The 23,210-nt window shown below is 59.6% G+C and carries 35 protein-coding genes; 33 read left to right on the forward strand and 2 right to left on the reverse strand.

What is annotated here, in order from left to right; genetic code table 11:
• The first annotated feature begins 28 nt into the window (after positions 1 to 28).
• The 32 genes from rplC (at position 29) to CCGE531_RS08040 (ending at position 19,337) form a co-directional block, all read left to right on the forward strand.
• Positions 29 to 670: a 50S ribosomal protein L3 gene (gene rplC, locus CCGE531_RS07885; RefSeq protein WP_120663679.1), complete on the forward strand. Its 642-nt coding sequence runs from the start codon at positions 29 to 31 to the stop codon at positions 668 to 670.
• A gap of 13 nt (positions 671 to 683) precedes the next feature.
• Entirely contained in the window at positions 684 to 1,304 is a 621-nt protein-coding gene (rplD, locus tag CCGE531_RS07890; protein WP_120663680.1) for a 50S ribosomal protein L4, read from the forward strand.
• Positions 1,301 to 1,594, forward strand: coding sequence for a 50S ribosomal protein L23 (locus tag CCGE531_RS07895; protein WP_047634801.1), 294 nt, complete (start codon positions 1,301 to 1,303; stop codon positions 1,592 to 1,594). Before rplD ends, CCGE531_RS07895 begins: the two co-directional genes overlap by 4 nt.
• An 11-nt stretch (positions 1,595 to 1,605) precedes the next feature.
• Entirely contained in the window at positions 1,606 to 2,442 is an 837-nt protein-coding gene (gene rplB / locus CCGE531_RS07900; RefSeq protein ID WP_120663681.1) for a 50S ribosomal protein L2, read from the forward strand.
• A gap of 15 nt (positions 2,443 to 2,457) precedes the next feature.
• Positions 2,458 to 2,736, forward strand: coding sequence for a 30S ribosomal protein S19 (gene rpsS / locus CCGE531_RS07905; protein WP_120663682.1), 279 nt, complete (start codon positions 2,458 to 2,460; stop codon positions 2,734 to 2,736).
• A 2-nt stretch (positions 2,737 to 2,738) separates the two neighbouring features.
• On the forward strand, positions 2,739 to 3,128 hold the full coding sequence (rplV, locus tag CCGE531_RS07910; RefSeq protein WP_120663683.1) for a 50S ribosomal protein L22: 390 nt from the start codon (positions 2,739 to 2,741) through the stop codon (positions 3,126 to 3,128).
• Complete coding sequence (gene rpsC / locus CCGE531_RS07915; protein WP_004118393.1) at positions 3,128 to 3,853, forward strand: 30S ribosomal protein S3; 726 nt, start codon at positions 3,128 to 3,130, stop codon at positions 3,851 to 3,853. The genes rplV and rpsC overlap by 1 nt, the downstream gene beginning before the upstream one ends.
• A 36-nt stretch (positions 3,854 to 3,889) precedes the next feature.
• Positions 3,890 to 4,303, forward strand: a complete 414-nt coding sequence (gene rplP / locus CCGE531_RS07920; RefSeq protein WP_034480417.1) for a 50S ribosomal protein L16 — start codon at positions 3,890 to 3,892, stop codon at positions 4,301 to 4,303.
• Positions 4,304 to 4,314: 11 nt separating this feature from the next.
• Positions 4,315 to 4,515: a 50S ribosomal protein L29 gene (gene rpmC, locus CCGE531_RS07925; RefSeq protein ID WP_007690763.1), complete on the forward strand. Its 201-nt coding sequence runs from the start codon at positions 4,315 to 4,317 to the stop codon at positions 4,513 to 4,515.
• A gap of 12 nt (positions 4,516 to 4,527) precedes the next feature.
• The gene (rpsQ, locus tag CCGE531_RS07930; RefSeq protein ID WP_120663684.1) at positions 4,528 to 4,767 is read left to right on the forward strand and encodes a 30S ribosomal protein S17; all 240 of its coding nucleotides are present in this window, start codon (positions 4,528 to 4,530) and stop codon (positions 4,765 to 4,767) included.
• A gap of 225 nt (positions 4,768 to 4,992) precedes the next feature.
• Positions 4,993 to 5,361, forward strand: coding sequence for a 50S ribosomal protein L14 (gene rplN / locus CCGE531_RS07935; protein ID WP_003573790.1), 369 nt, complete (start codon positions 4,993 to 4,995; stop codon positions 5,359 to 5,361).
• Positions 5,362 to 5,372: 11 nt separating this feature from the next.
• Positions 5,373 to 5,681, forward strand: coding sequence for a 50S ribosomal protein L24 (gene rplX, locus CCGE531_RS07940; protein ID WP_120663685.1), 309 nt, complete (start codon positions 5,373 to 5,375; stop codon positions 5,679 to 5,681).
• On the forward strand, positions 5,674 to 6,231 hold the full coding sequence (rplE, locus tag CCGE531_RS07945; protein ID WP_120663686.1) for a 50S ribosomal protein L5: 558 nt from the start codon (positions 5,674 to 5,676) through the stop codon (positions 6,229 to 6,231). Before rplX ends, rplE begins: the two co-directional genes overlap by 8 nt.
• Before the next feature lie 33 nt (positions 6,232 to 6,264).
• Positions 6,265 to 6,570 (forward strand): 30S ribosomal protein S14, encoded by a 306-nt coding sequence (gene rpsN / locus CCGE531_RS07950; RefSeq protein WP_120663687.1) that lies wholly within the window; start codon positions 6,265 to 6,267, stop codon positions 6,568 to 6,570.
• A gap of 12 nt (positions 6,571 to 6,582) precedes the next feature.
• Positions 6,583 to 6,981 carry a 30S ribosomal protein S8 gene (gene rpsH, locus CCGE531_RS07955; protein WP_034480422.1) on the forward strand — a complete coding sequence of 133 codons (399 nt, stop codon included), beginning with the start codon at positions 6,583 to 6,585 and terminating at the stop codon, positions 6,979 to 6,981.
• Positions 6,982 to 7,022: 41 nt separating this feature from the next.
• Complete coding sequence (rplF, locus tag CCGE531_RS07960) at positions 7,023 to 7,556, forward strand: 50S ribosomal protein L6 (protein WP_120663688.1); 534 nt, start codon at positions 7,023 to 7,025, stop codon at positions 7,554 to 7,556.
• A 12-nt stretch (positions 7,557 to 7,568) separates the two neighbouring features.
• On the forward strand, positions 7,569 to 7,931 hold the full coding sequence (rplR, locus tag CCGE531_RS07965) for a 50S ribosomal protein L18 (protein ID WP_034480424.1): 363 nt from the start codon (positions 7,569 to 7,571) through the stop codon (positions 7,929 to 7,931).
• Positions 7,932 to 8,061: 130 nt separating this feature from the next.
• Positions 8,062 to 8,631, forward strand: coding sequence for a 30S ribosomal protein S5 (rpsE, locus tag CCGE531_RS07970; RefSeq protein ID WP_034480425.1), 570 nt, complete (start codon positions 8,062 to 8,064; stop codon positions 8,629 to 8,631).
• A 13-nt stretch (positions 8,632 to 8,644) separates the two neighbouring features.
• Positions 8,645 to 8,860 carry a 50S ribosomal protein L30 gene (rpmD, locus tag CCGE531_RS07975; protein ID WP_120663689.1) on the forward strand — a complete coding sequence of 72 codons (216 nt, stop codon included), beginning with the start codon at positions 8,645 to 8,647 and terminating at the stop codon, positions 8,858 to 8,860.
• Between the two features lie 17 nt (positions 8,861 to 8,877).
• Entirely contained in the window at positions 8,878 to 9,363 is a 486-nt protein-coding gene (gene rplO / locus CCGE531_RS07980; protein WP_120663690.1) for a 50S ribosomal protein L15, read from the forward strand.
• Between the two features lie 224 nt (positions 9,364 to 9,587).
• Positions 9,588 to 10,928 carry a preprotein translocase subunit SecY gene (gene secY / locus CCGE531_RS07985; RefSeq protein ID WP_120663691.1) on the forward strand — a complete coding sequence of 447 codons (1,341 nt, stop codon included), beginning with the start codon at positions 9,588 to 9,590 and terminating at the stop codon, positions 10,926 to 10,928.
• Complete coding sequence (locus CCGE531_RS07990) at positions 10,925 to 11,578, forward strand: adenylate kinase (protein WP_120663692.1); 654 nt, start codon at positions 10,925 to 10,927, stop codon at positions 11,576 to 11,578. The genes secY and CCGE531_RS07990 overlap by 4 nt, the downstream gene beginning before the upstream one ends.
• A gap of 213 nt (positions 11,579 to 11,791) precedes the next feature.
• The gene (rpsM, locus tag CCGE531_RS07995) at positions 11,792 to 12,160 is read left to right on the forward strand and encodes a 30S ribosomal protein S13 (protein ID WP_015339612.1); all 369 of its coding nucleotides are present in this window, start codon (positions 11,792 to 11,794) and stop codon (positions 12,158 to 12,160) included.
• Between the two features lie 131 nt (positions 12,161 to 12,291).
• Positions 12,292 to 12,681 (forward strand): 30S ribosomal protein S11, encoded by a 390-nt coding sequence (gene rpsK / locus CCGE531_RS08000; RefSeq protein ID WP_003547577.1) that lies wholly within the window; start codon positions 12,292 to 12,294, stop codon positions 12,679 to 12,681.
• Positions 12,682 to 12,784: 103 nt separating this feature from the next.
• A complete protein-coding gene (locus CCGE531_RS08005) occupies positions 12,785 to 13,795 on the forward strand; it encodes a DNA-directed RNA polymerase subunit alpha (RefSeq protein WP_034507362.1) in 1,011 nt (336 codons plus the stop codon).
• A gap of 144 nt (positions 13,796 to 13,939) precedes the next feature.
• The gene (rplQ, locus tag CCGE531_RS08010) at positions 13,940 to 14,362 is read left to right on the forward strand and encodes a 50S ribosomal protein L17 (protein ID WP_120663693.1); all 423 of its coding nucleotides are present in this window, start codon (positions 13,940 to 13,942) and stop codon (positions 14,360 to 14,362) included.
• A 169-nt stretch (positions 14,363 to 14,531) separates the two neighbouring features.
• Entirely contained in the window at positions 14,532 to 14,966 is a 435-nt protein-coding gene (gene tnpA, locus CCGE531_RS08015) for an IS200/IS605 family transposase (protein ID WP_120663694.1), read from the forward strand.
• Between the two features lie 191 nt (positions 14,967 to 15,157).
• Positions 15,158 to 15,574 carry a DUF2809 domain-containing protein gene (locus CCGE531_RS08020; protein WP_205586478.1) on the forward strand — a complete coding sequence of 139 codons (417 nt, stop codon included), beginning with the start codon at positions 15,158 to 15,160 and terminating at the stop codon, positions 15,572 to 15,574.
• A 116-nt stretch (positions 15,575 to 15,690) separates the two neighbouring features.
• Positions 15,691 to 16,167, forward strand: a complete 477-nt coding sequence (locus tag CCGE531_RS08025) for a MarR family transcriptional regulator (protein WP_120663695.1) — start codon at positions 15,691 to 15,693, stop codon at positions 16,165 to 16,167.
• Positions 16,164 to 18,236, forward strand: a complete 2,073-nt coding sequence (locus tag CCGE531_RS08030; protein ID WP_120663696.1) for an FUSC family protein — start codon at positions 16,164 to 16,166, stop codon at positions 18,234 to 18,236. The genes CCGE531_RS08025 and CCGE531_RS08030 overlap by 4 nt, the downstream gene beginning before the upstream one ends.
• Positions 18,237 to 18,240: 4 nt before the next feature.
• On the forward strand, positions 18,241 to 18,450 hold the full coding sequence (locus CCGE531_RS08035) for a DUF1656 domain-containing protein (RefSeq protein ID WP_092844950.1): 210 nt from the start codon (positions 18,241 to 18,243) through the stop codon (positions 18,448 to 18,450).
• Complete coding sequence (locus tag CCGE531_RS08040) at positions 18,447 to 19,337, forward strand: HlyD family secretion protein (RefSeq protein ID WP_120663697.1); 891 nt, start codon at positions 18,447 to 18,449, stop codon at positions 19,335 to 19,337. Before CCGE531_RS08035 ends, CCGE531_RS08040 begins: the two co-directional genes overlap by 4 nt.
• 37 nt (positions 19,338 to 19,374) lie before the next feature.
• Here the strand turns inward: CCGE531_RS08040 and msrQ are convergent, their stop codons facing one another.
• Positions 19,375 to 20,031, reverse strand: coding sequence for a protein-methionine-sulfoxide reductase heme-binding subunit MsrQ (gene msrQ / locus CCGE531_RS08045; protein ID WP_120663698.1), 657 nt, complete (start codon positions 20,029 to 20,031; stop codon positions 19,375 to 19,377).
• Positions 20,028 to 20,978 (reverse strand): protein-methionine-sulfoxide reductase catalytic subunit MsrP, encoded by a 951-nt coding sequence (gene msrP / locus CCGE531_RS08050; protein ID WP_120663699.1) that lies wholly within the window; start codon positions 20,976 to 20,978, stop codon positions 20,028 to 20,030. Before msrP ends, msrQ begins: the two co-directional genes overlap by 4 nt.
• 340 nt (positions 20,979 to 21,318) lie before the next feature.
• On the opposite strand from msrP, the gene ilvD reads away from it, so the two are divergent.
• A complete protein-coding gene (ilvD, locus tag CCGE531_RS08055) occupies positions 21,319 to 23,157 on the forward strand; it encodes a dihydroxy-acid dehydratase (protein ID WP_120663700.1) in 1,839 nt (612 codons plus the stop codon).
• The last annotated feature ends 53 nt before the right edge of the window (positions 23,158 to 23,210 follow it).

Genomic DNA, 23,210 nt, shown 5'->3' on the forward strand with positions numbered 1-23,210 from the left:
CTCGAGCTGAGTGAGAAGGATTGAACCGATGCGTTCAGGTGTGATTGCACAGAAGGTGGGAATGACCCGCGTCTATAACGACGCCGGCGAGCATGTCCCGGTAACCGTATTGCGTTTGGATGGCTGCCAGGTCGTAGCCCAGCGCACAGTTGAGAAGAATGGCTACACCGCAGTTCAGCTGGGTGCCGGCCAGGCTAAAGTTAAGAACACGACGAAGGCCCTGCGCGGTCATTTCGCCGTCGCAAGCGTTGAGCCGAAGGCCAAGCTCGTTGAATTCCGTGTTACGGACGACAACCTGCTCGACGTCGGTACCGAGCTCAAGGCCGCTCACTTCACGGCGGGTCAGCTCGTCGACGTGACCGGCACGACGATCGGTAAGGGCTTTGCCGGCGCCATCAAGCGCCACGGCTTCGGCGGTCTGCGCGCCACGCACGGTGTGTCGGTTTCGCACCGCTCGCACGGTTCGACCGGCTCGCGCCAGGATCCGGGCAAGGTGTTCAAGAACAAGAAGATGGCTGGTCACATGGGCCAGACGCGCGTGACGACGCAGAACCTTGAAGTGGTTTCGACCGATGAAGATCGTGGTCTGATCCTCGTCAAGGGTGCGGTTCCCGGCTCCAAGGGTGCCTGGATCATCGTGCGCGACGCCGTCAAGTCGGCAGCGAAGTAAGGGAGCCAAACCAATGGAATTGAACGTCAAGACCCTTGAGGGCAAAGACGCTGGGAAGGTTTCCCTTTCTGACGCGATTTTCGGCCTCGAGCCGCGTGAAGACATTCTTGCCCGCGTCATTCGCTGGCAGCTTGCCAAGAAGCAGCAGGGCACGCACCAGGCAAAGGGCCGCGCGGACGTATCGCGCACCGGTGCCAAGATGTACAAGCAGAAGGGTACGGGCCGCGCTCGTCACCATTCGGCTCGCGCTCCGCAGTTCCGCGGCGGTGGTAAGGCTCACGGCCCGGTCGCCCGCAGCCACGAGCACGATCTGCCGAAGAAGGTTCGCGCCCTCGGCCTGCGTCACGCTCTCTCGGCCAAGTTCAGGGCTGAAGACGTGATCGTCATTGACGATCTCGTCGCAACCGACGCCAAGACCAAGGCACTCGCCGGCGCTTTCGAGACGCTCGGCCTGACGAACGCTCTGTTCATCGGCGGCGCTGAGCTCGACAGCAACTTCAAGCTCGCAGCCCAGAACATCCCGAACATCGATGTTCTGCCGGTTCAGGGCATCAACGTTTACGACATCCTGCGCCGCGGCAAGCTCGTGCTGTCCAAGGCCGCAGTTGAAGCTCTAGAGGAGCGATTCAAGTGACGGATCTTCGCCATTATGATGTGATCGTTTCTCCTGCGATCACCGAAAAGTCCACGCTGCTTTCGGACAATAACCAGGTTGTTTTCAACGTTGCCAAGAACGCGACGAAGCCTGAAATCAAGGCTGCCGTCGAAGCGCTCTTCGGCGTGAAGGTTACGGCCGTTAACACTCTGCTGCGCCTCGGCAAGACCAAGCGGTTCAAGGGTCTCGTCGGCAAGCAGAAGGACGTGAAGAAGGCTGTTGTGACGCTCGCCGAAGGCCAGTCGATCGACGTCTCCACCGGTCTCTGAGGAATAAGAAAATGGCATTGAAAACATTCAATCCGACGACCCCGAGCCAGCGTCAGCTGGTCATCGTCGACCGTTCTTCGCTCTACAAGGGCAAGCCGGTCAAGGCGCTGACGGAAGGCCTGACCTCCAAGGGCGGCCGCAACAACACCGGCCGCATCACCGTGCGTTTCCAGGGTGGCGGTCACAAGCGTACCTATCGTCTGGTCGACTTCAAGCGTCGCAAGTTCGACGTCGAAGGAACCGTCGAGCGCATCGAATACGATCCGAACCGTACCGCTTACATCGCTCTGGTGAAGTACACGGACGGCGAACTGGCCTACGTTCTCGCTCCGCAGCGTCTCGCTTCCGGCGACAAGGTCATTGCTTCGGAAAAGGCTGTGGACGTGAAGCCGGGCAACACCATGCCGCTTCAGTTCATCCCGGTCGGCTCCATCATCCACAACGTGGAAATGAAGCCGGGCAAGGGCGGTCAGATCGCGCGTTCCGCCGGTTCCTACGCCCAGCTCGTCGGTCGTGACCAGGGTATGGCGATCCTTCGCCTGAACTCCGGTGAACAGCGCCTCGTGCATGGCACTTGCCTTGCTTCGATCGGCGCGGTTTCGAACCCTGATCACGGCAACATCAACGATGGCAAGGCCGGTCGTTCGCGTTGGCGTGGCAAGAAGCCGCATAACCGCGGTGTTGTCATGAACCCGGTCGACCATCCGCACGGCGGTGGTGAAGGCCGCACCTCCGGTGGTCGCCATCCGGTGACCCCATGGGGCAAGCCGACCAAGGGCAAGCGTACGCGGTCGAACAAGTCGACCGACAAGATGATTATGCGCTCGCGCCATCAGCGCAAGAAGTAAGAGAGGAAGTCTCAAGTGGCTCGTTCAGTATGGAAAGGTCCGTTTGTTGACGGCTATCTTCTCAAGAAGGCTGAGAAGGTGCGCGAAGGCGGACGTAGTGAAATAATCAAGATGTGGAGCCGTCGTTCCACGATCATGCCGCAGTTCGTAGGCCTCACCTTCGGTGTCTACAACGGCAGCAAGCACATTCCGGTCAGCGTCAACGAAGACATGGTCGGTCACAAATTCGGTGAGTTCGCCCCGACCCGCACCTACTATGGTCACGGCGCGGACAAGAAGGCGAAGAGGAAGTAACAATGGGCAAGGCAAAAGCCGAACGCCGGCTGAAGGACAATGAAGCGCAGGCAGTTGCGCGCACGCTCCGCGTCAGCCCGCAGAAGCTCAACCTGGTTGCGGCTTCGATCCGCGGCAAGAAGGTTGATCGCGCACTCGCAGAACTGGAATTCTCCCGTAAGCGCATCGCAGGCGCCGTCAAGAAGACGCTCGAATCTGCGATCGCCAACGCCGAGAACAACCACGATCTCGATGTTGACTCGCTGGTCGTAGCGGAAGCTTACGTCGGCAAGTCGATCGTCATGAAGCGTTTCCACGCTCGTGGCCGCGGCCGCGCGTCTCGTATCGAGCGCCCGTTCGCGCACCTGACGATCGTCGTCCGTGAAGTTGAAGCTCAAGGGGAGGCCGCATAATGGGTCAGAAAATCAATCCGATCGGTTTTCGTCTCGGCATCAACCGTACCTGGGATAGCCGCTGGTTTGCGGACAATGCCGAGTACGGCCAGCTCCTTCACGAAGACCTGAAGATGCGCAAGTTCGTCATGAACGAACTGAAGCAGGCCGGTATCTCCAAGGTGGTTATCGAGCGTCCGCACAAGAAGTGCCGCGTCACGATCCACTCGGCTCGTCCGGGCCTGATCATCGGCAAGAAGGGCGCTGACATCGACAAGCTCCGCAAGAAGCTGTCGGACATGACGAATTCCGAAACGCACCTCAACATCGTTGAAGTGCGCAAGCCGGAAATCGACGCGACGCTGGTTGCCCAGTCGATCGCTCAGCAGCTCGAGCGCCGTGTTGCTTTCCGTCGCGCCATGAAGCGCGCCGTTCAGTCCGCGATGCGTCTTGGCGCCGAAGGCATCAAGATCACTTGCGCCGGCCGTCTTGGCGGCGCGGAAATCGCTCGTACGGAATGGTACCGCGAAGGCCGCGTGCCGCTGCATACGCTGCGCGCCGACATCGACTACGGTACGGCTGAAGCAGAAACCGCTTTCGGCATCTGCGGCATCAAGGTTTGGATCTTCAAGGGCGAAATCCTTGAGCACGATCCGATGGCCTCCGAACGCCGCGCGCTCGAGGGCGACGCCCAGGGTCCGGCTAGCCGTGATCGCGATAGAGACCGTCGCCGCGATAACGCTTGATAGCGTACGTGGCAGATAAGTTCGGAGAATAAGAAAATGTTGCAGCCAAAGCGTACGAAGTACCGCAAGCAATTCAAGGGCCGCATCAAGGGCGTTGCCAAGGGTGGTTCTGATCTCGCGTTCGGCGAATTCGGCCTGAAGTCGCAGGAGCCTAACCGCGTCAACGCTCGTGAGATCGAAGCGGCTCGCCGCGCGATCACCCGTTATATGAAGCGTGCCGGCCGTGTGTGGATCCGCGTGTTCCCGGATGTTCCGGTAACCAAGAAGCCGACCGAAGTCCGCATGGGTAAGGGTAAGGGCTCTGTCGAATACTGGGCATGCAAGGTCAAGCCCGGCCGTATGATGTTCGAGATCGATGGTGTGAGCGAAGAAATCGCTCGTGAGGCTCTGCGCCTTGGTTCCGCCAAGCTCTCGGTCAAGACGCGCTTTGTGCAGCGCATTGCAGAGTAAGGAAGAAGCTCATGAAAGCCGCAGATGTTCGCGCCCTGAGCGCCGACCAACTCAAGGACGAGCTTGCCAAGCTGAAGAAGGAGCAGTTCAATCTGCGCTTTCAGAAGGCGACCGGCCAGCTTGAGAAGTCCTCGCGCATCAACGAAGTCCGCAAGGACATCGCTCGCGTGAAAACCATTGCCCGCCAGAAGGCGGCAGAAGCAAAGGCCTAAAGGAAAAATAACATGCCGAAGCGCATTCTGCAGGGCGTCGTGGTCAGCGACAAGAACGAGAAGACGGTAGTAGTCCGCGTAGAGCGTCGTTTCGCTCATCCGCTGCTCCAGAAGACTGTTCGTCGTTCCAAGAAGTACAAGGCTCACGACGAGAACAATCAGTACAAAATCGGCGACACCGTTTCCATCGAGGAATGCGCGCCGATTTCCAAGGACAAGACCTGGACGGTCGTTCCCGCCCAGACCAAGTAACAGAATTTCGCTCAAGCCCTTGCGCTTGGGCGAAATATCTGTATGAAGCACGAGCTTGGAAGCAGGACGCTCGAGAACGAGCGTTCTTTTGCTTTGTTGATGGCCGGCAGAGACGACCCCAGTGGTCCCGAAGCCAGGCATAATCAGACAAGACACTAGTCCATAAGCCGGGGTAGGGGGTCGTTTGACCCAACCATTCCGGTAACAACAAGAAGGCGACCTGACATGATTCAGATGCAAACAAACCTCGACGTGGCGGATAATTCCGGCGCACGTCGTGTAATGTGCATCAAGGTGCTGGGCGGCTCGAAGCGCAAGTATGCCTCGATCGGCGACGTCATCGTCGTTTCGATCAAGGAAGCTATCCCGCGCGGCCGTGTGAAGAAAGGTGACGTGATGAAGGCGGTTGTCGTTCGTACCGCCAAGGACATCCGTCGTCCGGATGGCAGCGTCATCCGCTTCGATACCAACGCAGCAGTCCTCATCGACAACAAGAAAGAGCCGATCGGCACCCGTATCTTCGGACCGGTTCCGCGCGAACTGCGCGCCAAGAACCATATGAAGATCATCTCGCTGGCTCCAGAAGTACTGTAAGGAGCGGAGCGATGCAAAAGATCCGTAAGGGCGACAAGGTCGTCGTATTGACCGGTAAGGACAAGGGCCGCACCGGTGAAGTTATTCAAGTGTTGCCGAAGGAAGATCGCGCGTTAGTTCGTGGCGTCAACGTCGTAAAGCGCCACCAGCGCCAGACGCAGAGCCAGGAAGCCGGCATCATCAGCAAGGAAGCCTCGCTTCACCTTTCCAACATTGCGATCGTCGATAGGGACGGCAAGCCGACCCGCGTCGGTTTCAAGGTTGTGGATGGCAAGAAGGTCCGTGTGGCCAAGACCTCGGGAGAAGTGATCGATGGCTGAGGCAAAGTACGAGCCGCGGCTCAAGAAGGAATACGTTGCTCGCATCCGTGCAGCCCTGCAGGAGAAGTTCTCCTACGCTAACGAGATGCAGATCCCGAAGCTGGACAAGATCGTGATCAACATGGGTGTTGGCGAAGCGACGGCTGATTCGAAGAAGCCGACCGTTGCTGCTGCCGACCTGGCGGCCATCGCTGGCCAGAAGCCGGTCATCACCCACGCACGCAACTCCATCGCTGGCTTCAAGGTCCGCGAGAACATGCCGATCGGCGCCAAGGTGACGCTGCGCGGCGCCCGCATGTATGAGTTCCTGGATCGCCTGGTCAACATCGCGCTTCCGCGCGTTCGCGACTTCCGCGGCCTGAACCCGAAGAGCTTTGACGGTCGTGGCAATTTCGCCATGGGCATCAAGGAGCACATTGTGTTCCCTGAGATCAACTACGACAAGGTTGATCAGATGTGGGGCATGGACATCATCGTTTGCACGACGGCGACGACCGACGACGAAGCGCGGGCTCTTCTGAAAGAGTTCAACTTCCCGTTCCGTCAATAACCGTAACGACGAGCGTAGAAAAGGAAACCTGATATGGCGAAGACAAGCGCAGTTGAAAAGAACAAGCGCCGCCGCAATACGGTTGCCAACCAGACCGCGAAGCGGGCTGCTCTGAAGGCAATCATCATGAACCAGTCTCTCTCGATCGAAGACCGGTTCAAGGCCACTCTGAAGCTGGCATCGCTCCCGCGCGATGGATCGAAGACCCGTATTCGCAATCGTTGCGAAGTGTCTGGCCGTCCGCGCGCCTATTACCGCAAACTGCGCATGTCGCGTATCGCGCTGCGTGAACTCGGCAATCTCGGCAAGGTGCCGGGCATCGTCAAGTCGAGCTGGTAAGGAGCAGATTAGATGACCATGACTGATCCTTTGGGCGATATGCTCACCCGCATCCGCAATGGCGCTTCGCGTCGCAAGTCGTCGGTTTCGACGCCTGCGTCCAAGCTCCGTGCACGTGTTCTCGATGTTCTGCAGGCTGAAGGCTACATCCGTGGCTACTCCGTCGTCGATTTCGGCAACGGCAAGTCTGAGCTCAGCATCGAGCTGAAGTACTACGAAGGCTCGTCGGTGATCCGTGAGATCGGCCGCGTGTCCAAGCCGGGCCGCCGAGTTTATGTCTCGGTTAAGTCCATTCCGCAGGTCGCGAACGGTCTCGGCATCACCATCCTTTCGACTCCGAAGGGTGTGATGGCCGATCACCAGGCTCGCGAACAGAATGTTGGTGGCGAGGTTCTCTGCTCGGTCTTCTAAGATCGAACAGAGATCTCCTTCGAAACAGACAGGTTTGAAAAATGTCTCGTATCGGTAAGAAGCCCGTTCAGGTACCTGCAGGGATCACGGCCACGGTTGATGGCCAGAAAGTGACTGCGAAGGGCCCCAAGGGCGAGCTGTTTTTCGTCGCTAACGACGAAATCGGTCTCAAGCTGGAAAATAATGCAATCGTCGTGACGCCGCTCAACGACTCCAAGGATGCTCGCGCAAAGTGGGGCATGTCCCGCACGATGGTCGAGAACATCCTGAAGGGTGTTAAGGACGGCTACGAGCGCAAGCTCGAAATCAACGGCGTCGGCTACCGTGCCGCCCTGCAGGGCAAGAACCTGCAGCTCGCGCTCGGCTTCAGCCACGACGTGATCTACGAGCCGCCGGAAGGCATCACGATCGCTGTGCCGAAGCCGACGGAAATCGTCGTCACCGGCATCAACAAGCAGCAGGTCGGCCAGGTTGCCGCTGAAATCCGGGAATATCGCGGTCCTGAGCCCTACAAGGGCAAGGGCGTTAAGTATGCCGGCGAGCGGATCGTCCGCAAAGAAGGCAAGAAGAAGTAAGGATCACGCGAAATGGCTAGCAGGAAAGAAGCACTTGCACGTCGTGCCAACCGCGTGCGTCGTCAAATCAAGTCGGTGGCCAATGGCCGTCCGCGCCTGTCGGTTCATCGCTCTTCGAAGAACATCTACGTTCAGGTCATCGATGATGTGGCCGGCAAGACGCTTGCGTCTGCCTCCACCCTCGACAAGGATCTGCGCGGTTCTCTGAAGACCGGTGCCGATACCGCGGCGGCGGCCCTCGTCGGCAAGCTCGTAGCCGAGCGTGCCTCCAAGGCCGGCGTGAAGGAAGTCGTGTTCGATCGCGGCGCCTTCATCTACCACGGCCGTATCAAGGCTTTGGCTGAAGCAGCCCGCGAAGGCGGTCTGTCCTTCTGATCAAGTTTCCGGTCGGCAGCATTTAAACGCCGGCCGGATGTTCACCGGACCGCACGTCTCCCTTCAAGGGGAGGGCATGCGGTCTTTGTTGTTTGCCGATTGCACCCGGAAAAGAAAAAGGAAGAGGACAATGGCACAGGAAAAAAGGGGCTCGCGGGATGACCGTCAGAGCCGTGACGAGCGCGATAGCGAATTCGTCGACAAGCTGGTCGCGATCAACCGCGTCGCCAAGGTTGTAAAGGGTGGCCGCCGTTTCGGTTTTGCCGCTCTCGTCGTCGTTGGCGACCAGAAGGGCCGCGTAGGCTTCGGTCATGGCAAGGCACGCGAAGTGCCGGAAGCTATCCGCAAGGCCACCGAAAGCGCCAAGCGCGACATGATCTTCGTACCGCTGCGCGACGGCCGTACCCTGCATCATGACGTTCATGGCCGTCACGGCGCCGGCAAGGTTCTGCTGCGTTCGGCCAAGGTCGGTACCGGTATCATCGCCGGCGGTCCGATGCGCGCCGTCTTCGAAACGCTCGGCGTTCATGACGTCGTCGCCAAGTCGACCGGTTCGTCGAACCCGTACAACATGGTTCGCGCCACGTTTGACGCCCTGAAGCACCAGGTTCACCCGAAGGACATCGCAGCTCAGCGCGGCATCAAGTATGCCACTCTGCAGGCTCGTCGTACCGCTTCGGGCAACGCCGCCGAAGAATAAGGGAGTTTGACCTATGGCCAAGACGACCACCAAGAAGGCTGAAGCTAAGGCGACCGTTACGGTCGAGCAGATTGGCAGCCCGATCCGCCGTCCGGACGTTCAGCAGAAGACGCTGATCGGTCTCGGACTGAACAAGATGCACCGTCGCCGCACGCTGGAAGATACCCCGGCCGTTCGTGGCATGATCCGTGCTGTCCAGCATCTCGTTCGCGTTGTCGACGAGAAGTGAGCCGGAGGTAAATCGTTATGAAACTGAATGAGATCAAGGATAACGAAGGCTCGACCCATAGCCGCAAGCGCCTCGGCCGCGGCATCGGCTCCGGCTCCGGTAAGACCGGTGGCCGTGGTGTGAAGGGTCAGAAGTCCCGTTCGGGTGTTGCGATCAACGGCTTCGAAGGTGGGCAGATGCCTATCTATCGTCGCCTGCCGAAGCGCGGCTTCAACAATATCTTCGCCGCCGATTACGTTGTCGTATCGCTGGCCCGCATCCAGGCTGCCGTCGATGCCGGCAAGCTCGATGCCAAGAAGACCGTTGATGCGGCTGCCCTCAAGGCTGCCGGCGTGATTCGCCGCGTCAAGGATGGCGTTCGCGTCCTCTCCGACGGTGAACTGAAGGCGAAGATTGCGCTTGAAGTTGCAGGCGCTTCCAAGCCGGCGGTCGAAAAGATCGAAAAGGCAGGCGGCTCCATCAAGTTGCTCGCTTCTGCCGCAGAAGCTCCTGCCGCAGAATAATATTATCAAAGATCGCCCGAGGTGCTTCACTTCGGGCGATTTTTCTCCCATATGTGAGCCTCACGAACCTGAACGATGCGGCAGTGTCTTTCCGGTTGATAACGGGAACCGAGGGTGAGGCGTCCGATTGCATGGCAATCCGTCCGAAGCCCGAATTTTGAACAATTTACTTACTGATTCCGGACCCGGCCGATTATGCCGGAATTGGTGATGCGGAGATTTGCATGGCTTCTGCAGCGGAACAATTGGCGTCCAATCTCAATTTCTCGACCTTTGCTAAGGCTGAGGATCTCAAGAAGCGCTTGTGGTTTACGCTCGGCGCTCTCCTCGTCTATCGACTCGGCACTCACATTCCGCTTCCTGGCCTCAATCCTGCTGCTTATGCCCAGGCTTTCCAGAATCAGTCGGGCGGTATCCTCGGCCTCTTCAACATGTTTTCGGGCGGCGCCGTGCAGCGCATGGCTATCTTTGCGCTCGGCATCATGCCCTATATTTCGGCCTCGATCATCGTCCAGCTGATGACGTCGGTCGTGCCGTCGCTTGAAAACCTGAAGAAGGAAGGCGAGCAGGGCCGCAAGATCATCAACCAGTACACCCGCTACGGCACGGTTCTGCTCGGCGCGCTGCAGGCCTATGGCATTGCGATCGGCCTGGAGCATGGCAACGGCGTCGTGGTGGATCCCGGCTGGTTCTTCCGGATCTCCACCGTCATCACGCTGCTCGGCGGCACCATGTTCCTGATGTGGCTCGGTGAGCAGGTTACGTCGCGCGGTATCGGCAACGGTATCTCGCTGATCATCTTCGCCGGCATTGCCGCCGGTCTTCCGACCGCTCTTGCCGGCACGCTCGAGCTCGGCCGCACGGGTGCGCTGTCGACCGGTCTTATTCTTGCCGTTCTCGTCGTCGCCGTCCTGGTCATTGCGCTCATCGTCTTCGTTGAGCGCGCCCAGCGTCGCCTGCTGATCCAGTATCCGAAGCGCCAGGTCGGCACGCGCATGTTCCAGGGCGATACCTCGCACCTGCCGCTGAAGCTCAATACCTCGGGCGTCATTCCGGCCATCTTCGCATCGTCGCTGCTCCTGCTGCCGGCAACGGTTGCCGGTCTCGGCAACAACACGGCGCTCCCGACCTGGGTAACGTCGATCGTCGCCGCGCTTGGTCACGGCCAGCCCGTCTACATGGTGTTCTACGGTGCGCTGATCGCCTTCTTCGCCTTCTTCTACACCGCGCTCGTCTTCAATCCGAAGGACACGGCCGACAATCTGAAGAAGCATGGCGGCTTCATTCCGGGTATCCGTCCGGGTGAGCGCACTGCCGAATATATCGATTACGTGCTGACCCGCATCACGGTCATCGGCGCGATCTACCTCGTCTTCGTCTGCATCCTGCCCGAAATTCTCGTATCCCAGACAGGTATTCCCTTGTCTCTGGGTGGCACTTCGCTTCTGATCGTGGTTAGCGTAACGCTGGATACGGTGGCACAGATTCAGGGTCACCTGATTGCACAGCAATATGAAGGCCTGATCAAGAAATCGAAGTTGCGTGGAGGAAAGAGGGGGCGATGAGACTCATACTTTTAGGGCCGCCGGGAGCAGGTAAGGGGACCCAGGCCCAGCGTATCGTGGAAAACTACGGCATTCCGCAGCTTTCCACAGGTGATATGCTGAGAGCCGCGGTGGCGGCCGAGACTGAAGTTGGCAAGCGCGCCAAGGCTGTCATGGACGCCGGGAAGCTTGTTTCCGATGAGATCGTCAACGCCATTGTTTCCGAACGCATCGATCAGCCCGATTGCGCGAAGGGTTTCATTCTCGACGGTTTCCCGCGTACACTGGTGCAGGCTGATGCTACCGAGCAGATGTTGAAGGTCAAGGGCCTGGAGCTTTCGGTCGTCATCGAGCTCAAGGTCGATGATGCCGAACTGATTCGCCGGGTTTCCGGCCGTTATTCCTGTTCGAACTGCGGCAGCGTCTATCACGACACTGACAAGGTTCCGGCGACGGCTGGTGTCTGCGATAAATGCGGCTCGACGCATTTCAAGCGCCGGCCGGATGACAATGCCGAGACCATGGCAACCCGTCTCCAGGTCTACTACAAGGAGACCTCGCCACTGATCGGTTACTACTATGCCAAGGGCAAGTTGCAGAGCATCGACGGCATGGCCGATATCGAGCATGTGACCGACAGCATCGAAGGCATCCTCGCTAAGCTTGGATAGACTAAAATAAACTTGCCGGAGCGGTTGCTTTTTTGCGCTGATTCCGCTAAACACCGCGCCAACTCGCGACATGCTATGCGATCGGCGCGGATTTCCAACGGGAAGTCCGGGTACGGTCGTTTTGACATGTGGCGGACGCACATTGAACAAGCAGCTCCCGGGCTGCATAACAAGACCCTTTGCCAAGGCAAAAGGAATGCAAGGAGAACAGGCGTGGCTCGTATCGCTGGCGTCAACATCCCGACTGCAAAGCGCGTAGTTATTGCGCTTCGTTACATTCACGGGATCGGACCGAAGTTTGCACAGGAAATCTGCGAGAAGGTCGGTATTCCGGCCGAGCGTCGCGTCAACCAGTTGACGGATGCTGAAGTTCTGCAGATCCGCGAAACCATCGACCGTGACTACCAGGTCGAAGGTGACCTGCGTCGCGACACTGCGATGAACATCAAGCGTCTGATGGACCTGGGCAGCTACCGCGGCCTGCGTCATCGTCGCGGCCTGCCGGTTCGCGGCCAGCGCACGCACACCAATGCCCGTACCCGGAAGGGTCCGGCAAAGGCGATTGCTGGTAAGAAGAAGTAATTTCCGGGAAACCGGAATGGGGAGGCTGGCGGTCCGCCGGCCTCTTTTGAGTTTGGAGTGGGGCTCAACGAGCGTCACTCCGGTGTAGCCGCTGGCATTACGGCGGTGCAGAGATCCAAGAAAGGACTACCATGGCCAAGGAAGCCGTACGCGTTCGTCGTCGCGAACGTAAAAACATTTCGTCGGGCGTCGCACACGTCAACTCGACCTTCAACAACACGATGATCACTATCACCGACGCACAGGGCAACGCGATTGCCTGGTCGTCCGCTGGTGCCAAGGGCTTCAAGGGTTCGCGCAAGTCGACCCCGTTCGCTGCCCAGATCGCCGCTGAAGACTGCGCCAAGAAGGCTCAAGAACATGGCATGAAGTCGCTGGAAGTTGAAGTTTGCGGTCCGGGCTCCGGTCGTGAATCCGCTCTGCGCGCCCTCCAGGCTGCTGGTTTCATGATCACGTCGATCCGCGATGTGACCCCGATCCCGCACAATGGTTGCCGCCCGCGCAAGAAGCGTCGCGTCTGATCATCGCCACTCACGACACTGGCCGGGGTAGATGCGCCCGGCTCGGTGTTACTCAAGCTCGGTTGCCACGATTGGATGGTGGCAACGAACGGAAGGCAAAAACATGATTCAGAAAAACTGGCAGGAACTGATCAAGCCCAACAAGGTCGAGTTCACCTCGAGCGGCCGTACCAAGGCAACGCTCGTGGCCGAACCGCTGGAGCGTGGCTTTGGTCTCACCCTCGGCAACGCGCTGCGTCGCGTTCTGCTGTCTTCTCTGCGTGGCGCCGCTGTGACGGCCGTGCAGATCGACGGCGTGCTGCATGAGTTCTCCTCTATCCCGGGCGTCCGAGAAGACGTGACGGATATCGTGCTGAACATCAAGGAAATCGCCATCAAGATGGATGGCGATGATGCCAAGCGCATGGTCGTCCGCAAGCAGGGCCCAGGCGTCGTAACGGCTGGCGACATCCAGACGGTCGGCGATATCGAAATCCTCAACCCCGAGCATGTGATCTGCACGCTCGACGAGGGCGCCGAAATCCGTATGGAATTCACCGTCAACAACGGCAAGGGCTATGTCCCCGCCGAGCGCAATCGTGCGGAAGATGCTCCGATCGGTCTTATCCCGGTCGATAGCCTCTATTCGCCGGTCAAGAAGGTGTCCTACAAGGTTGAAAATACCCGTGAAGGACAGGTTCTCGACTACGACAAGCTGAGCATGTCGCTCGAAACCGATGGTTCGATCAGCGGTGAAGATGCCGTCGCTTTCGCGGCGCGCATCCTGCAGGATCAGCTTGGCGTGTTCGTCAACTTCGACGAGCCGCAGAAGGAAACCGAAGAGGAAGCAGTTACCGAACTCGCTTTCAATCCGGCTCTCCTCAAGAAGGTGGACGAACTCGAACTGTCCGTTCGCTCGGCAAATTGCCTGAAGAACGACAACATCGTCTACATCGGCGACCTCATTCAGAAGACCGAAGCAGAAATGCTCCGCACGCCGAATTTTGGTCGCAAGTCGCTGAACGAAATCAAGGAAGTTCTCGCTTCCATGGGCCTGCACCTCGGCATGGAAGTGCCGGCATGGCCGCCCGAGAACATCGAAGATCTCGCCAAGCGATACGAAGACCAATACTAAGGCCGCAAGCGCTCCGTGGAGCGCTTAAAGCTGGCCTTAGCATCTTAAACTGCGCATGCACCTTTCGCTCCGCTGGGAATTGGAGCGGGGCATGCGCCCAACAAACTGCAGGCGAGCGATGCTTGCAAGTGAAGGAGAATAGCCATGCGCCACGGTAAAGCCGGCCGCAAGCTGAACAGAACCGCTAGCCACCGTAAGGCGATGTTCGCCAACATGGCGGCTTCGCTCATCACCCATGAGCAGATCGTCACCACGCTCCCGAAGGCGAAGGAAATTCGTCCGATCGTCGAGAAGCTGGTAACCCTCGGCAAGCGCGGTGACCTGCACGCTCGTCGTCAGGCCATCTCGCAGATCCGCGACGCTGTTGTCGTTGCCAAGCTCTTCGACGCGATCGCAACGCGCTACGCCACCCGCAACGGCGGCTACCTGCGCATCATGAAGGCTGGCTTCCGCCAGGGCGACAATGCCGCTCTCGCAGTCGTCGAATTCGTCGATCGTGACATCTCTGCCAAGGGCGCAGCCGACAAGGCTCGCGTTGCTGCCGAGGAAGAAGCCGCAGCCGCTTAAGGCTCGCTTCGGACCAAAGATTGAAGGCCGGATGAGAAATCATCCGGCCTTTTCTGTAATCAAAGTAAACCTCCACCTACGGTGGAGGACTGGACGCGTTCTACACGGTAGTTGAGAGACCTCCTGCTTGAACCGCTGGCGTGGCCCAGACTTCGAACAAGGAGGTTTTATGGATGAGCAAACGCTCTCGCATGCGACGTGGGACTGCAAGTATCACGTTGTTTTTGGCAGCAAATACCGAACGAAAAGACTCTACGGGGACGTACGGCGTGAGTTGGGAGAACTCTTACGTCGGCTGGCACAGCAGAAAGGCTGCCAGATCGAAGAGGGTCATTTGATGCCCGACCATGTGCATATGCTGATATCGATCCCGCCGAAATATTCGGTTGCGCATATTGTTGGCTTTCTGAAGGGCAAGACGGCGCTTTATGTTGCCAACAAATATGCGCGCAAGCGGCGCTACAAGGGTTATCACTTTTGGGCGCGCGGGTATTTCGTATCGACGACGGGCTACAACGAGCAGGTCGTCAGACAGTATATCCGTAATCAGGAAAAGGCCGACAAAGCTTCCGACTTTGCCGACCTCTTCAATCGTAGCTACTAAGCGCTAACAAAACCACTTCTAGTGGTTCAAGCGCAGCGTTTCAAACCTCCACCTTTGGTGGAGGTCATGACTTCGTTTGTGGATCTTGGAAGCGGACTTTCATTCCTCGCGATCACTATGGAATATCGACGCTGCATTGCTGAGTCGTAGGGCGACTTATGCGCGTCTATCTGTGAAGGGCACCGTCAGGCATGCAGCGGGAATTGACACGCAGGAGAATAAGCCTGTTTCTGGCGCTGTTGCTGACCATAGCTTGCGGCCTAGCGCTCAGGCGGTTCGGATATGCGGCGCATCTGCCCTTCGAGATCGTCAAATACGGCGGCTCGATCCTGTGGGGAGCCATGGTCTACTGGCTGCTCGCGACGGTCTTTGCTGGGGCGCACCGGTTCAGGATCACCTTGGCCGCAATCATCGTCGCCGTGCTTGTCGAGCTTTTCAGGCTTTGGCACACGCCGGCGCTGGATGCATTTCGATTGACCACGACGGGTGCTCTGCTGCTGGGGCGGGTATTCTCGCCCTGGAATATTCTCGCCTATGTCACCGGTATCGCGGCGGCACTGACGCTGGATTGGGTGCTATCGCGGCGGAAACGGAACCGCTTGGTTTGATGCCAGACACCCTACCGCATGCCCATCAATATTCGCATAGCTGCATTTCCCATTTCAGGTAGTGCTTTTGACCATAATAATTTGAATCCTAATTAGTTTAGTGCTAATTGAATTCCATGACATCGTTAAATGCCCTGCAACGTCTCTTCACCGCCAATCTGCTGACGACCGGTCGCCAATGGCGACGCGTCGTCGATCTCGCGCTGAGCTCCTATGGCATATCTGAGGCCGCGGCCGCGCCGCTGCTTTGGATCGGCCGTCTGGGGGGAGGCGTTCGGCAGGTGGCTCTCGCCACCTATGTCGGCATCGAAGGACCGTCTCTGGTCCGCTTGCTCGATCAGCTCGAAAGCATGGATCTCGTCATCCGCAAGGATGATCCGACGGATCGGCGCGCGAAAGGCCTGTGGCTGACGGCCGAAGGCGAGATGCTTGCCTCCCGCATGGAGGACGCCCTCGACGAGCTGCGCGGCAAAATCCTCGCCAATGTCGACCCGGCGGATATCGAAGCTGCCGTTCGTGTTCTGAAGGCTTTCGAGGAATTCGAATCGCCGAGGACCGGCGGGGCCGAGCAGGAGCGGGAGAGAGCCCTATGAGCCTTCCATCCTGGCGCGACTGGCTGTTTTCGGTCAAAGCCTTCATTGCGGCGATCATGGCGCTGTTCATCGCGCTGTCGCTGGACCTGCCGCGCCCCTATTGGGCGATGGCCGCCGTCTATGTGGTCGCCAATCCGCTTGCTGGCGCAACCAGCTCCAAGGGGCTCTATCGTGCTCTCGGCACGCTCATCGGCGCCTGCGCGTCGGTGGTCCTCGTTCCGCTCTTCGTCAATGCGCCGGAATTGCTCTCCATCGTCGTCGCGCTGTGGACCGGCACCTTGCTGTTCATCTCGATGCTCGACCGTACCTCGCGCAGCTATGTCTTTATGCTGGCCGGCTATTCGCTGCCGCTGATCGCGCTTCCGACCGTCGGCGCGCCAGAAACCGTATTCGATGTAGCTCTTGCCCGTTCCGAGGAGATCATTATCGGCATCGTCTGCGCGAGCGTCGTCAGCGCCATCGTCTTTCCGAGCAGCGTCGGCACGGTACTTGGCCAGCGCATCGGCTCTTGGCTGGATGATGCAGGTACCTGGGCGGATGAGATCCTGCGCGGCGAGGGCGCTTCTCCCGCGACGCCCCTGAAGCGCCAGAAGCTTGCCGCCGATGTTTCCGGCCTCGATCTTGTCATCAGCCAGCTCAAATATGATGCGGGCAGCCGCGATATCGTCAGGCATTCGCGTGAGCTGCGCGGCCGCCTGCTGATGTTGCTGCCGCTCTTCTCCTCTCTCGCCGATCGCCTGCACGCGCTGAAAACCGGCGGAAAGCCACTGCCGCGGGAGCTTGTTGCGGTTTTGAACAATGTCGCCGATTGGCTCAGGCAGGGCGGTGGCGGCAAGGCCGACGATACCGCCGATGCGCTGTCGGGAAAGATCGAGGAATTGCAGCGGAGCGACATCGACCTCGGCTGGGATGATCTCGTCCGGTCGAGCGCTCTCGATCGCCTGAAGGAAATCGTCGATCTCTGGCAGGACTGCCTGACGCTGCGCGATCAGATCATCTCCGGCCAGCAGATCGGCACATGGCGTCCGGCCTTCCGCCACCGCAATGTCGTCGGTCATATCAGGCACTATGATTATGGCCTGCTTGCCTTCTCCGCCGGCGCGGTTGTCGTCGGCATCGCCGTTGCCTGCTTTTTCTGGATCTATTCCGGATGGCAGGATGGCGCGGGCTTTGTCACCATGGCGGCGGTTGCCTGTTCGTTTTTCGCCTCGCTCGATCGGCCCGCACCCTTCATCACCTCGATGTTTGTCTGGTGCGCCATGAGCCTGGTCATCGCCTGCGTCTATATCTTCGGCATATTGCCTTCTATTTCCGGCTTCGAGATGTTGGTCCTGGTCTTCGCGCCGCCCTTCCTGGTGATGGGCTTGTTGATCCCACGGCCGCAGACCAACATGCTCGCCATGCTGCTGGCGGTGAACGGTGCCACCTTCATCGCGCTGCAGGATCGCTACACGGCCGATTTCGCCAGCTTCGCGAACAGCGCCGTTGGGGCTCTCGCGGGCGTGGGCTTCGCTTTGGTCTGGACCTTACTCACCCGTCCGTTCGGCGCCGAACTTGCCGCTTGGCGGCTGGTGAGAGCCGGCTGGACCGATCTTGCTGAAACAGCGGCCGGCATCCGCCGCGCCGACCACGAGCGCCTGTCCGGCCGCATTCTGGATCGTCTAGGCCAGCTCGTACCCCGCCTGGCGGGCATCGAGAATCGCGAACTGAAGAAGGTCGACGGCTACGCCGATGTCCGTCTCGGCTTCAACGTGCTGATGTTGCAGAAGGAGCGCGGGCAACTGACGCCGGCTGCCGCCGCATCCGTCAGCGACGTCCTGATCGGCGTATCGGATTTCTATCGCTCCAGGCTGAAGGCCAAGCGCGCCATTGATCCCTCTGATGAATTGCGCGTGTCGATCGATCATGGCCTCGAAGCGGTCGCGCAGGAAAAACGCCACTCTGGCCGGGCGAGCCTCGATGCGCTGGTCGGCCTTCGCCGGGCTCTCTTTCCCCATGCCGAGCCGCCGGCGAGCTGGCGACCACCCGTATCGGACATAACCCAACCTCATTCCATTGCCGCCGAGTAATGTCATGCCCGCAGAATTCGATCTTTATGGCGTCTATATCCCACGCCTTCTCGTTCTCATGCTCGTGACGCTGTTTGCCGTCATCATCCTACGGCGCCTGCTCGCATGGATCGGGGCTTACACTCTGGTCTGGCATCGCGGTCTCTTCGATCTCGCGCTTTACGTCCTGCTGCTCGGCGCCGTCTCCTCTGTCTCTCGTTGGTACTTCACATGAACGCGCTCAAACTCATCGGCCGTGTGGCCGTCACTCTCATCTTCGTCATTGCCGCCGTCTATGTCGGCCGGCAGCTCTGGGGCCACTACATGGACGAGCCATGGACGCGCGATGCACGCCTCAGGGCCGATGTCGTTGGCATCGCGCCTGACGTCTCCGGTCTCGTGAGCGATGTGCTCGTCAAGGACAACCAGATCGTCAAGAAAGGCGATGTTCTCTTCCGTGTCGATCGCGATCGCTTTGCCATCGCTGCCGAGCAGGCGGATGCCGCCCTTGCAAGCAGCAAGGCCGCTCTCGATCAAGCCCGCCGCGAGAACCAGCGGCAGGCGCGCCTCGGCGATGCTGCCTCCCTCCAGCAGAAGGAGCAGGCGCAGACCACCGAAGAGCAGGCGGAAGCTTCTCTCCGTCAGGCGACCGCCAATCGCGAACTCGCACAGCTGAACCTCGACCGTTCCGAGATCCGCGCCACCGTCAACGGTACGATCTCGAACTTCGGGCTGCGTCCAGGCGACTATGTTTCGGCCGGCACAGCCAAGGTAGCGCTCATCGACACCGATTCCCTGCGCGTCGAAGGCTATTTCGAGGAAACCAAGCTGCCGCGCATCCATGTCGGCGACGAGGTCTTCATCCACCTGATGGGACAGGCAGAGAAGCTGACCGGCCATGTCGAAAGCATCGCCTATGGCATCGAGGATCGCGAGCGCACCTCCGGCAGCCTGCTCGCCAATATCACGCCGACCTTCAGCTGGGTGCGTCTGGCGCAGCGGGTGCCGGTGCGCATCGCGCTCGACAAGGTGCCCGACGGCACGAAGCTGATTGCCGGCCTGACGGCGACCGTCGAGGTGCAGGAGCAAGGCCAGGCCAAAATCGCCAGCGCTGCGGAATGACTATCCTCAGAGCCTGAGAAGAGCAGAGCGGCCGGCCTCAGGCCGCGCTGGAACTGGATGCTGCCACAGGCCTGCGCGCGGCCCGGCGTTTCTCCATCATGATCGGCCTGTAGGATCTGTAGAGGATCATGGCGATCAGCAGGCCGATATAGATGAACTGTTCCAGCGACAGCACCTTGGTCGATAGCGCAAAATGCAAGGCACCACAGGCGGCGATGATATAGACCAGGCGATGCAGCCAGATCCATTTCTTGCCGAGCCGTTTGATCGAGAAATTGTTCGAGGTCACGGCAAGTGCCAGCAGCATGACGAGGCCCGCCATGCCGAACATGATGAAGGGCCGCTTCAGCACATCGTTGATGACGGCCTGTACGTCGAGCGCCTGATCGAGAACCATATAGACGGTTAGGTGCATCAGCGCATAGTAGAAACAGATGAGGCCGAGTGCGCGGCGATAGCGCAGATAGTTCCAGCCGAAGAGATCCCGAAGCGGCGTGACCGCAAGCGTCAAAAGTAGGAAGCGGATCGCCCATAGCCCCAGGAAGAGCTCGAAGGTCTTCACTGCGTCGGCGCCGAGCTGGTCCGTCGCGCCGAGATAGAACTCCCATGCGGCCGGCAAAAGCCCGACAAAATAGAGCGCCCAAACGGAGGCGGGTTGCCAGCGCTTGGGCAGAGCGAAGGAGAGCGCCATCAGAAATTCACCCTGAGATCCATGCCGGTATAGAGGCTGGCGACCTGATCGGCATAGCCGTTGAAGGGCAGGGTGGGGTGGCGATTGGCGCCGAAGAAGCCGCCTTCGCCGATGCGACGCTCGGTCGCCTGGCTCCAGCGCGGATGGTCGACGGCCGGATTGACGTTGGCATAGAAACCGTATTCTTGGCTGTTGGTCGCCTGCCAGGTATTCAGCGGCTGCTTGTCGGTGAGCGTGATGCGGACGATCGACTTGATGCCCTTGAAGCCGTATTTCCAGGGCACGACGAGCCGAATCGGTGCGCCGTTCTGGTTCGGCAGGGTCTCGCCATAGAGCCCGACGGCAAGCAGCGTCAGCGGGTTGCGCGCCTCGTCCAGACGCAGGCCCTCGACATAGGGCCAGTTCAAGGATTGCAACAGGCCCGACTGCCCCGTCATCTCCTCCGGCCGGACCACGGTCTCGAAAGCCACGAATTGGGCGCTGGCTTGCGGTTCCACCTTGTCGAGCAGGGCGGAGAGCTGGAAGCCGTCCCAGGGGATCACCATCGACCAGGCTTCGACGCAGCGCATGCGATAGACACGCTCTTCCGGCGGGAACTCCTTGATCAGCGCGTCGATATCGAAGGTGCCGGGCTTGTTGACCATGCCGTCGACCTTGACCGTCCAGGGTCGAGGTTTGAATTTGCCGGAGAGGTTGGCCGGGTCGGATTTGTCGAGGCCGAATTCGTAGAAATTGTTGTAGGTGGTGACGTCCTTGATCGGCGTCAGCTTCTCATTGACCGTATAATTGCTCTTGGTTGCCGCCAGCGCTTCCGCCATCGCAGCCTTGTCGCCGATGGCCACCATGCCGATGCCGGCGGCCGCCGCCGTCAGGAAGCCGCGGCGCTTGAGATAGATCGAGCGGGGTGTGATTTCGGAAGATGCGATTTTGGGCGGACGGTAGGCAGCCATGGAACAATTCCTCTATGCGATAGCAGCTTCGATATAAGCGATACGCAGCAGACGCGGATTTTGTTACACTCTTAGGCCGGCATTTCTTTGGAAGTGAAAGCAACTTTTTGTGTGCGCTTGTGATCGGGCTGCTCCATTCCCAATTCTGGTCGTAACGCCTGCTTGCCCGGCTGCGGCCCATACCCGGCTGCGTACCGGATTCGCTTGAGTTGATAGTGACAGTATCGCACGATTGGATTAGGACAATTCCAAAAAGCGGAGTTGCCGGCGTCCCCTTTGGCTCGAAACCTTGGGCCCTGCCGACGCCACGCAAATTCCAGGATGACGAGGAAGAGACACCATGCCAGCTTATCGTTCCAGAACCACCACCCACGGCCGCAACATGGCTGGCGCGCGCGGCCTTTGGCGCGCCACGGGCATGAAGGACAGCGATTTCGGCAAGCCCATCATTGCGGTGGTCAACTCCTTCACCCAGTTCGTGCCCGGCCACGTCCACCTCAAGGATCTCGGCCAGCTCGTCGCGCGCGAGATCGAGGCGGCTGGCGGCGTTGCCAAGGAGTTCAACACCATCGCCGTCGACGACGGCATCGCCATGGGTCATGACGGCATGCTCTATTCGCTGCCATCGCGCGAGCTCATCGCCGACAGCGTCGAATACATGGTCAACGCCCATTGCGCCGACGCCATGGTCTGCATCTCCAACTGCGACAAGATCACTCCCGGCATGCTGATGGCCTCGCTGCGCCTGAACATCCCGACGATCTTCGTCTCCGGCGGCCCGATGGAAGCCGGCAAGGTCGTCCTGCACGGCAAGAAGGTCGCCCTCGATCTCGTTGACGCCATGGTTGCCGCGGCCGACGACAAGATCAGCGATGAGGACGTTCAGGTTATCGAGCGCTCTGCCTGTCCGACCTGCGGCTCGTGCTCGGGCATGTTCACGGCCAATTCGATGAACTGCCTGACCGAGGCGCTCGGCCTGTCGCTGCCGGGCAACGGCTCGACGCTCGCAACCCATTCGGACCGGAAGGAACTCTTCCTCGAAGCCGGCCGTCGGGTCGTTGCACTCGCGAAGCGCTATTATGAGCAGGACGACGTGACAGCTTTGCCGCGGACGATCGCGAGCAAGGGTGCGTTCGAGAATGCGATGGCACTGGATATCGCCATGGGCGGCTCGACCAATACCGTGCTGCATATTCTGGCGGCGGCGCACGAAGGCGAAGTCGATTTCACCATGGACGATATCGACCGCCTGTCGCGGCGCGTTCCCTGCCTTTCGAAGGTCGCGCCAGCCAAGTCCGACGTTCATATGGAAGACGTGCATCGCGCTGGCGGCATTATGGCAATCCTCGGCGAACTGAACCGCGCCGGATTGTTGAACCCCGATCTGCCGACCGTCCACGCCCCGACCTTGGGCGAGGCACTGGCGCAATGGGATATTGCCGTCACCGATAACAAGGCGGCTCTGGAGCTCTTCAGCGCTGCCCCCGGTGGTGTCCCGACGCAGGTTGCCTTTAGCCAGAGCGCACGCTGGGACGAGCTTGATCTCGATCGCGAAAAGGGCGTTATCCGCGATGCGCAGCATCCCTTCTCCAAGGATGGTGGCCTTGCAGTCCTCAAAGGCAATCTGGCGCTCGACGGCTGCATTGTGAAGACCGCCGGCGTCGATGAATCGATCCTGAAGTTCTCCGGTCCGGCCAAGGTCTTTGAAAGCCAGGACGCTGCCGTCAAGGGCATCCTCAGCAACGAGGTAGTAGCGGGCGATGTTGTCGTCATCCGTTATGAAGGCCCGAAGGGCGGCCCCGGCATGCAGGAAATGCTCTATCCGACGAGCTATCTGAAGTCGAAGGGCCTCGGCAAGGCCTGCGCGCTCATCACCGATGGACGTTTCTCCGGCGGCACGTCCGGCCTCTCGATCGGCCACGCCTCGCCGGAAGCGGCCAATGGCGGCACGATCGGCCTGGTGCGTGAAGGCGACATGATCGACATCGACATCCCCAACCGCACGATCAGCCTGCGTGTCGATGAGGCGGAACTCGCCGCTCGCCGCGAAGATCAGAACGTTAGGGGTTGGCACCCGGCCGAACCGCGCAAGCGCAATGTCACTACGGCGTTGAAAGCTTATGCGGCTTTCGCAACCAGTGCGGACCGCGGTGCCGTTCGCGATCTCAGCGGGAAGTAATAAGTCGCTTATCTAAAGCAAGCTGAAAACCCCTGATTACAAATCAGGGGTTT

Origin of the sequence: Rhizobium sp. CCGE531 (assembly GCF_003627795.1) — a bacterium.
Lineage (GTDB): Bacteria > Pseudomonadota > Alphaproteobacteria > Rhizobiales > Rhizobiaceae > Rhizobium.

Excerpts from the sequence above, each read along its gene's own strand:
- tnpA (WP_120663694.1), top strand. The coding sequence starts at position 14,532 with ATGGATGAGCAAACGCTCTCGCATGCGACGTGGGACTGCAAGTATCAC.
- rpmC (WP_007690763.1), top strand. The coding sequence starts at position 4,315 with ATGAAAGCCGCAGATGTTCGCGCCCTGAGCGCCGACCAACTCAAGGAC.
- rpsH (WP_034480422.1), top strand. The coding sequence starts at position 6,583 with ATGACCATGACTGATCCTTTGGGCGATATGCTCACCCGCATCCGCAAT.
- CCGE531_RS08020 (WP_205586478.1), top strand. The coding sequence starts at position 15,158 with ATGCAGCGGGAATTGACACGCAGGAGAATAAGCCTGTTTCTGGCGCTG.
- rpmD (WP_120663689.1), top strand. The coding sequence starts at position 8,645 with ATGGCCAAGACGACCACCAAGAAGGCTGAAGCTAAGGCGACCGTTACG.
- rpsK (WP_003547577.1), top strand. The coding sequence starts at position 12,292 with ATGGCCAAGGAAGCCGTACGCGTTCGTCGTCGCGAACGTAAAAACATT.
- rplD (WP_120663680.1), top strand. The coding sequence starts at position 684 with ATGGAATTGAACGTCAAGACCCTTGAGGGCAAAGACGCTGGGAAGGTT.
- secY (WP_120663691.1), top strand. The coding sequence starts at position 9,588 with ATGGCTTCTGCAGCGGAACAATTGGCGTCCAATCTCAATTTCTCGACC.
- rplC (WP_120663679.1), top strand. The coding sequence starts at position 29 with ATGCGTTCAGGTGTGATTGCACAGAAGGTGGGAATGACCCGCGTCTAT.
- rplE (WP_120663686.1), top strand. The coding sequence starts at position 5,674 with ATGGCTGAGGCAAAGTACGAGCCGCGGCTCAAGAAGGAATACGTTGCT.
- CCGE531_RS08040 (WP_120663697.1), top strand. The coding sequence starts at position 18,447 with ATGAACGCGCTCAAACTCATCGGCCGTGTGGCCGTCACTCTCATCTTC.
- ilvD (WP_120663700.1), top strand. The coding sequence starts at position 21,319 with ATGCCAGCTTATCGTTCCAGAACCACCACCCACGGCCGCAACATGGCT.
- rplF (WP_120663688.1), top strand. The coding sequence starts at position 7,023 with ATGTCTCGTATCGGTAAGAAGCCCGTTCAGGTACCTGCAGGGATCACG.
- rplB (WP_120663681.1), top strand. The coding sequence starts at position 1,606 with ATGGCATTGAAAACATTCAATCCGACGACCCCGAGCCAGCGTCAGCTG.
- rpsN (WP_120663687.1), top strand. The coding sequence starts at position 6,265 with ATGGCGAAGACAAGCGCAGTTGAAAAGAACAAGCGCCGCCGCAATACG.
- rpsC (WP_004118393.1), top strand. The coding sequence starts at position 3,128 with ATGGGTCAGAAAATCAATCCGATCGGTTTTCGTCTCGGCATCAACCGT.
- rpsQ (WP_120663684.1), top strand. The coding sequence starts at position 4,528 with ATGCCGAAGCGCATTCTGCAGGGCGTCGTGGTCAGCGACAAGAACGAG.
- msrP (WP_120663699.1), bottom strand. The coding sequence starts at position 20,978 with ATGGCTGCCTACCGTCCGCCCAAAATCGCATCTTCCGAAATCACACCC.
- rplV (WP_120663683.1), top strand. The coding sequence starts at position 2,739 with ATGGGCAAGGCAAAAGCCGAACGCCGGCTGAAGGACAATGAAGCGCAG.
- rpsE (WP_034480425.1), top strand. The coding sequence starts at position 8,062 with ATGGCACAGGAAAAAAGGGGCTCGCGGGATGACCGTCAGAGCCGTGAC.
- CCGE531_RS07990 (WP_120663692.1), top strand. The coding sequence starts at position 10,925 with ATGAGACTCATACTTTTAGGGCCGCCGGGAGCAGGTAAGGGGACCCAG.
- rplX (WP_120663685.1), top strand. The coding sequence starts at position 5,373 with ATGCAAAAGATCCGTAAGGGCGACAAGGTCGTCGTATTGACCGGTAAG.
- rplN (WP_003573790.1), top strand. The coding sequence starts at position 4,993 with ATGATTCAGATGCAAACAAACCTCGACGTGGCGGATAATTCCGGCGCA.
- CCGE531_RS08025 (WP_120663695.1), top strand. The coding sequence starts at position 15,691 with ATGACATCGTTAAATGCCCTGCAACGTCTCTTCACCGCCAATCTGCTG.
- CCGE531_RS08030 (WP_120663696.1), top strand. The coding sequence starts at position 16,164 with ATGAGCCTTCCATCCTGGCGCGACTGGCTGTTTTCGGTCAAAGCCTTC.
- rplP (WP_034480417.1), top strand. The coding sequence starts at position 3,890 with ATGTTGCAGCCAAAGCGTACGAAGTACCGCAAGCAATTCAAGGGCCGC.
- rplO (WP_120663690.1), top strand. The coding sequence starts at position 8,878 with ATGAAACTGAATGAGATCAAGGATAACGAAGGCTCGACCCATAGCCGC.
- CCGE531_RS08035 (WP_092844950.1), top strand. The coding sequence starts at position 18,241 with ATGCCCGCAGAATTCGATCTTTATGGCGTCTATATCCCACGCCTTCTC.
- rplR (WP_034480424.1), top strand. The coding sequence starts at position 7,569 with ATGGCTAGCAGGAAAGAAGCACTTGCACGTCGTGCCAACCGCGTGCGT.
- CCGE531_RS08005 (WP_034507362.1), top strand. The coding sequence starts at position 12,785 with ATGATTCAGAAAAACTGGCAGGAACTGATCAAGCCCAACAAGGTCGAG.
- rplQ (WP_120663693.1), top strand. The coding sequence starts at position 13,940 with ATGCGCCACGGTAAAGCCGGCCGCAAGCTGAACAGAACCGCTAGCCAC.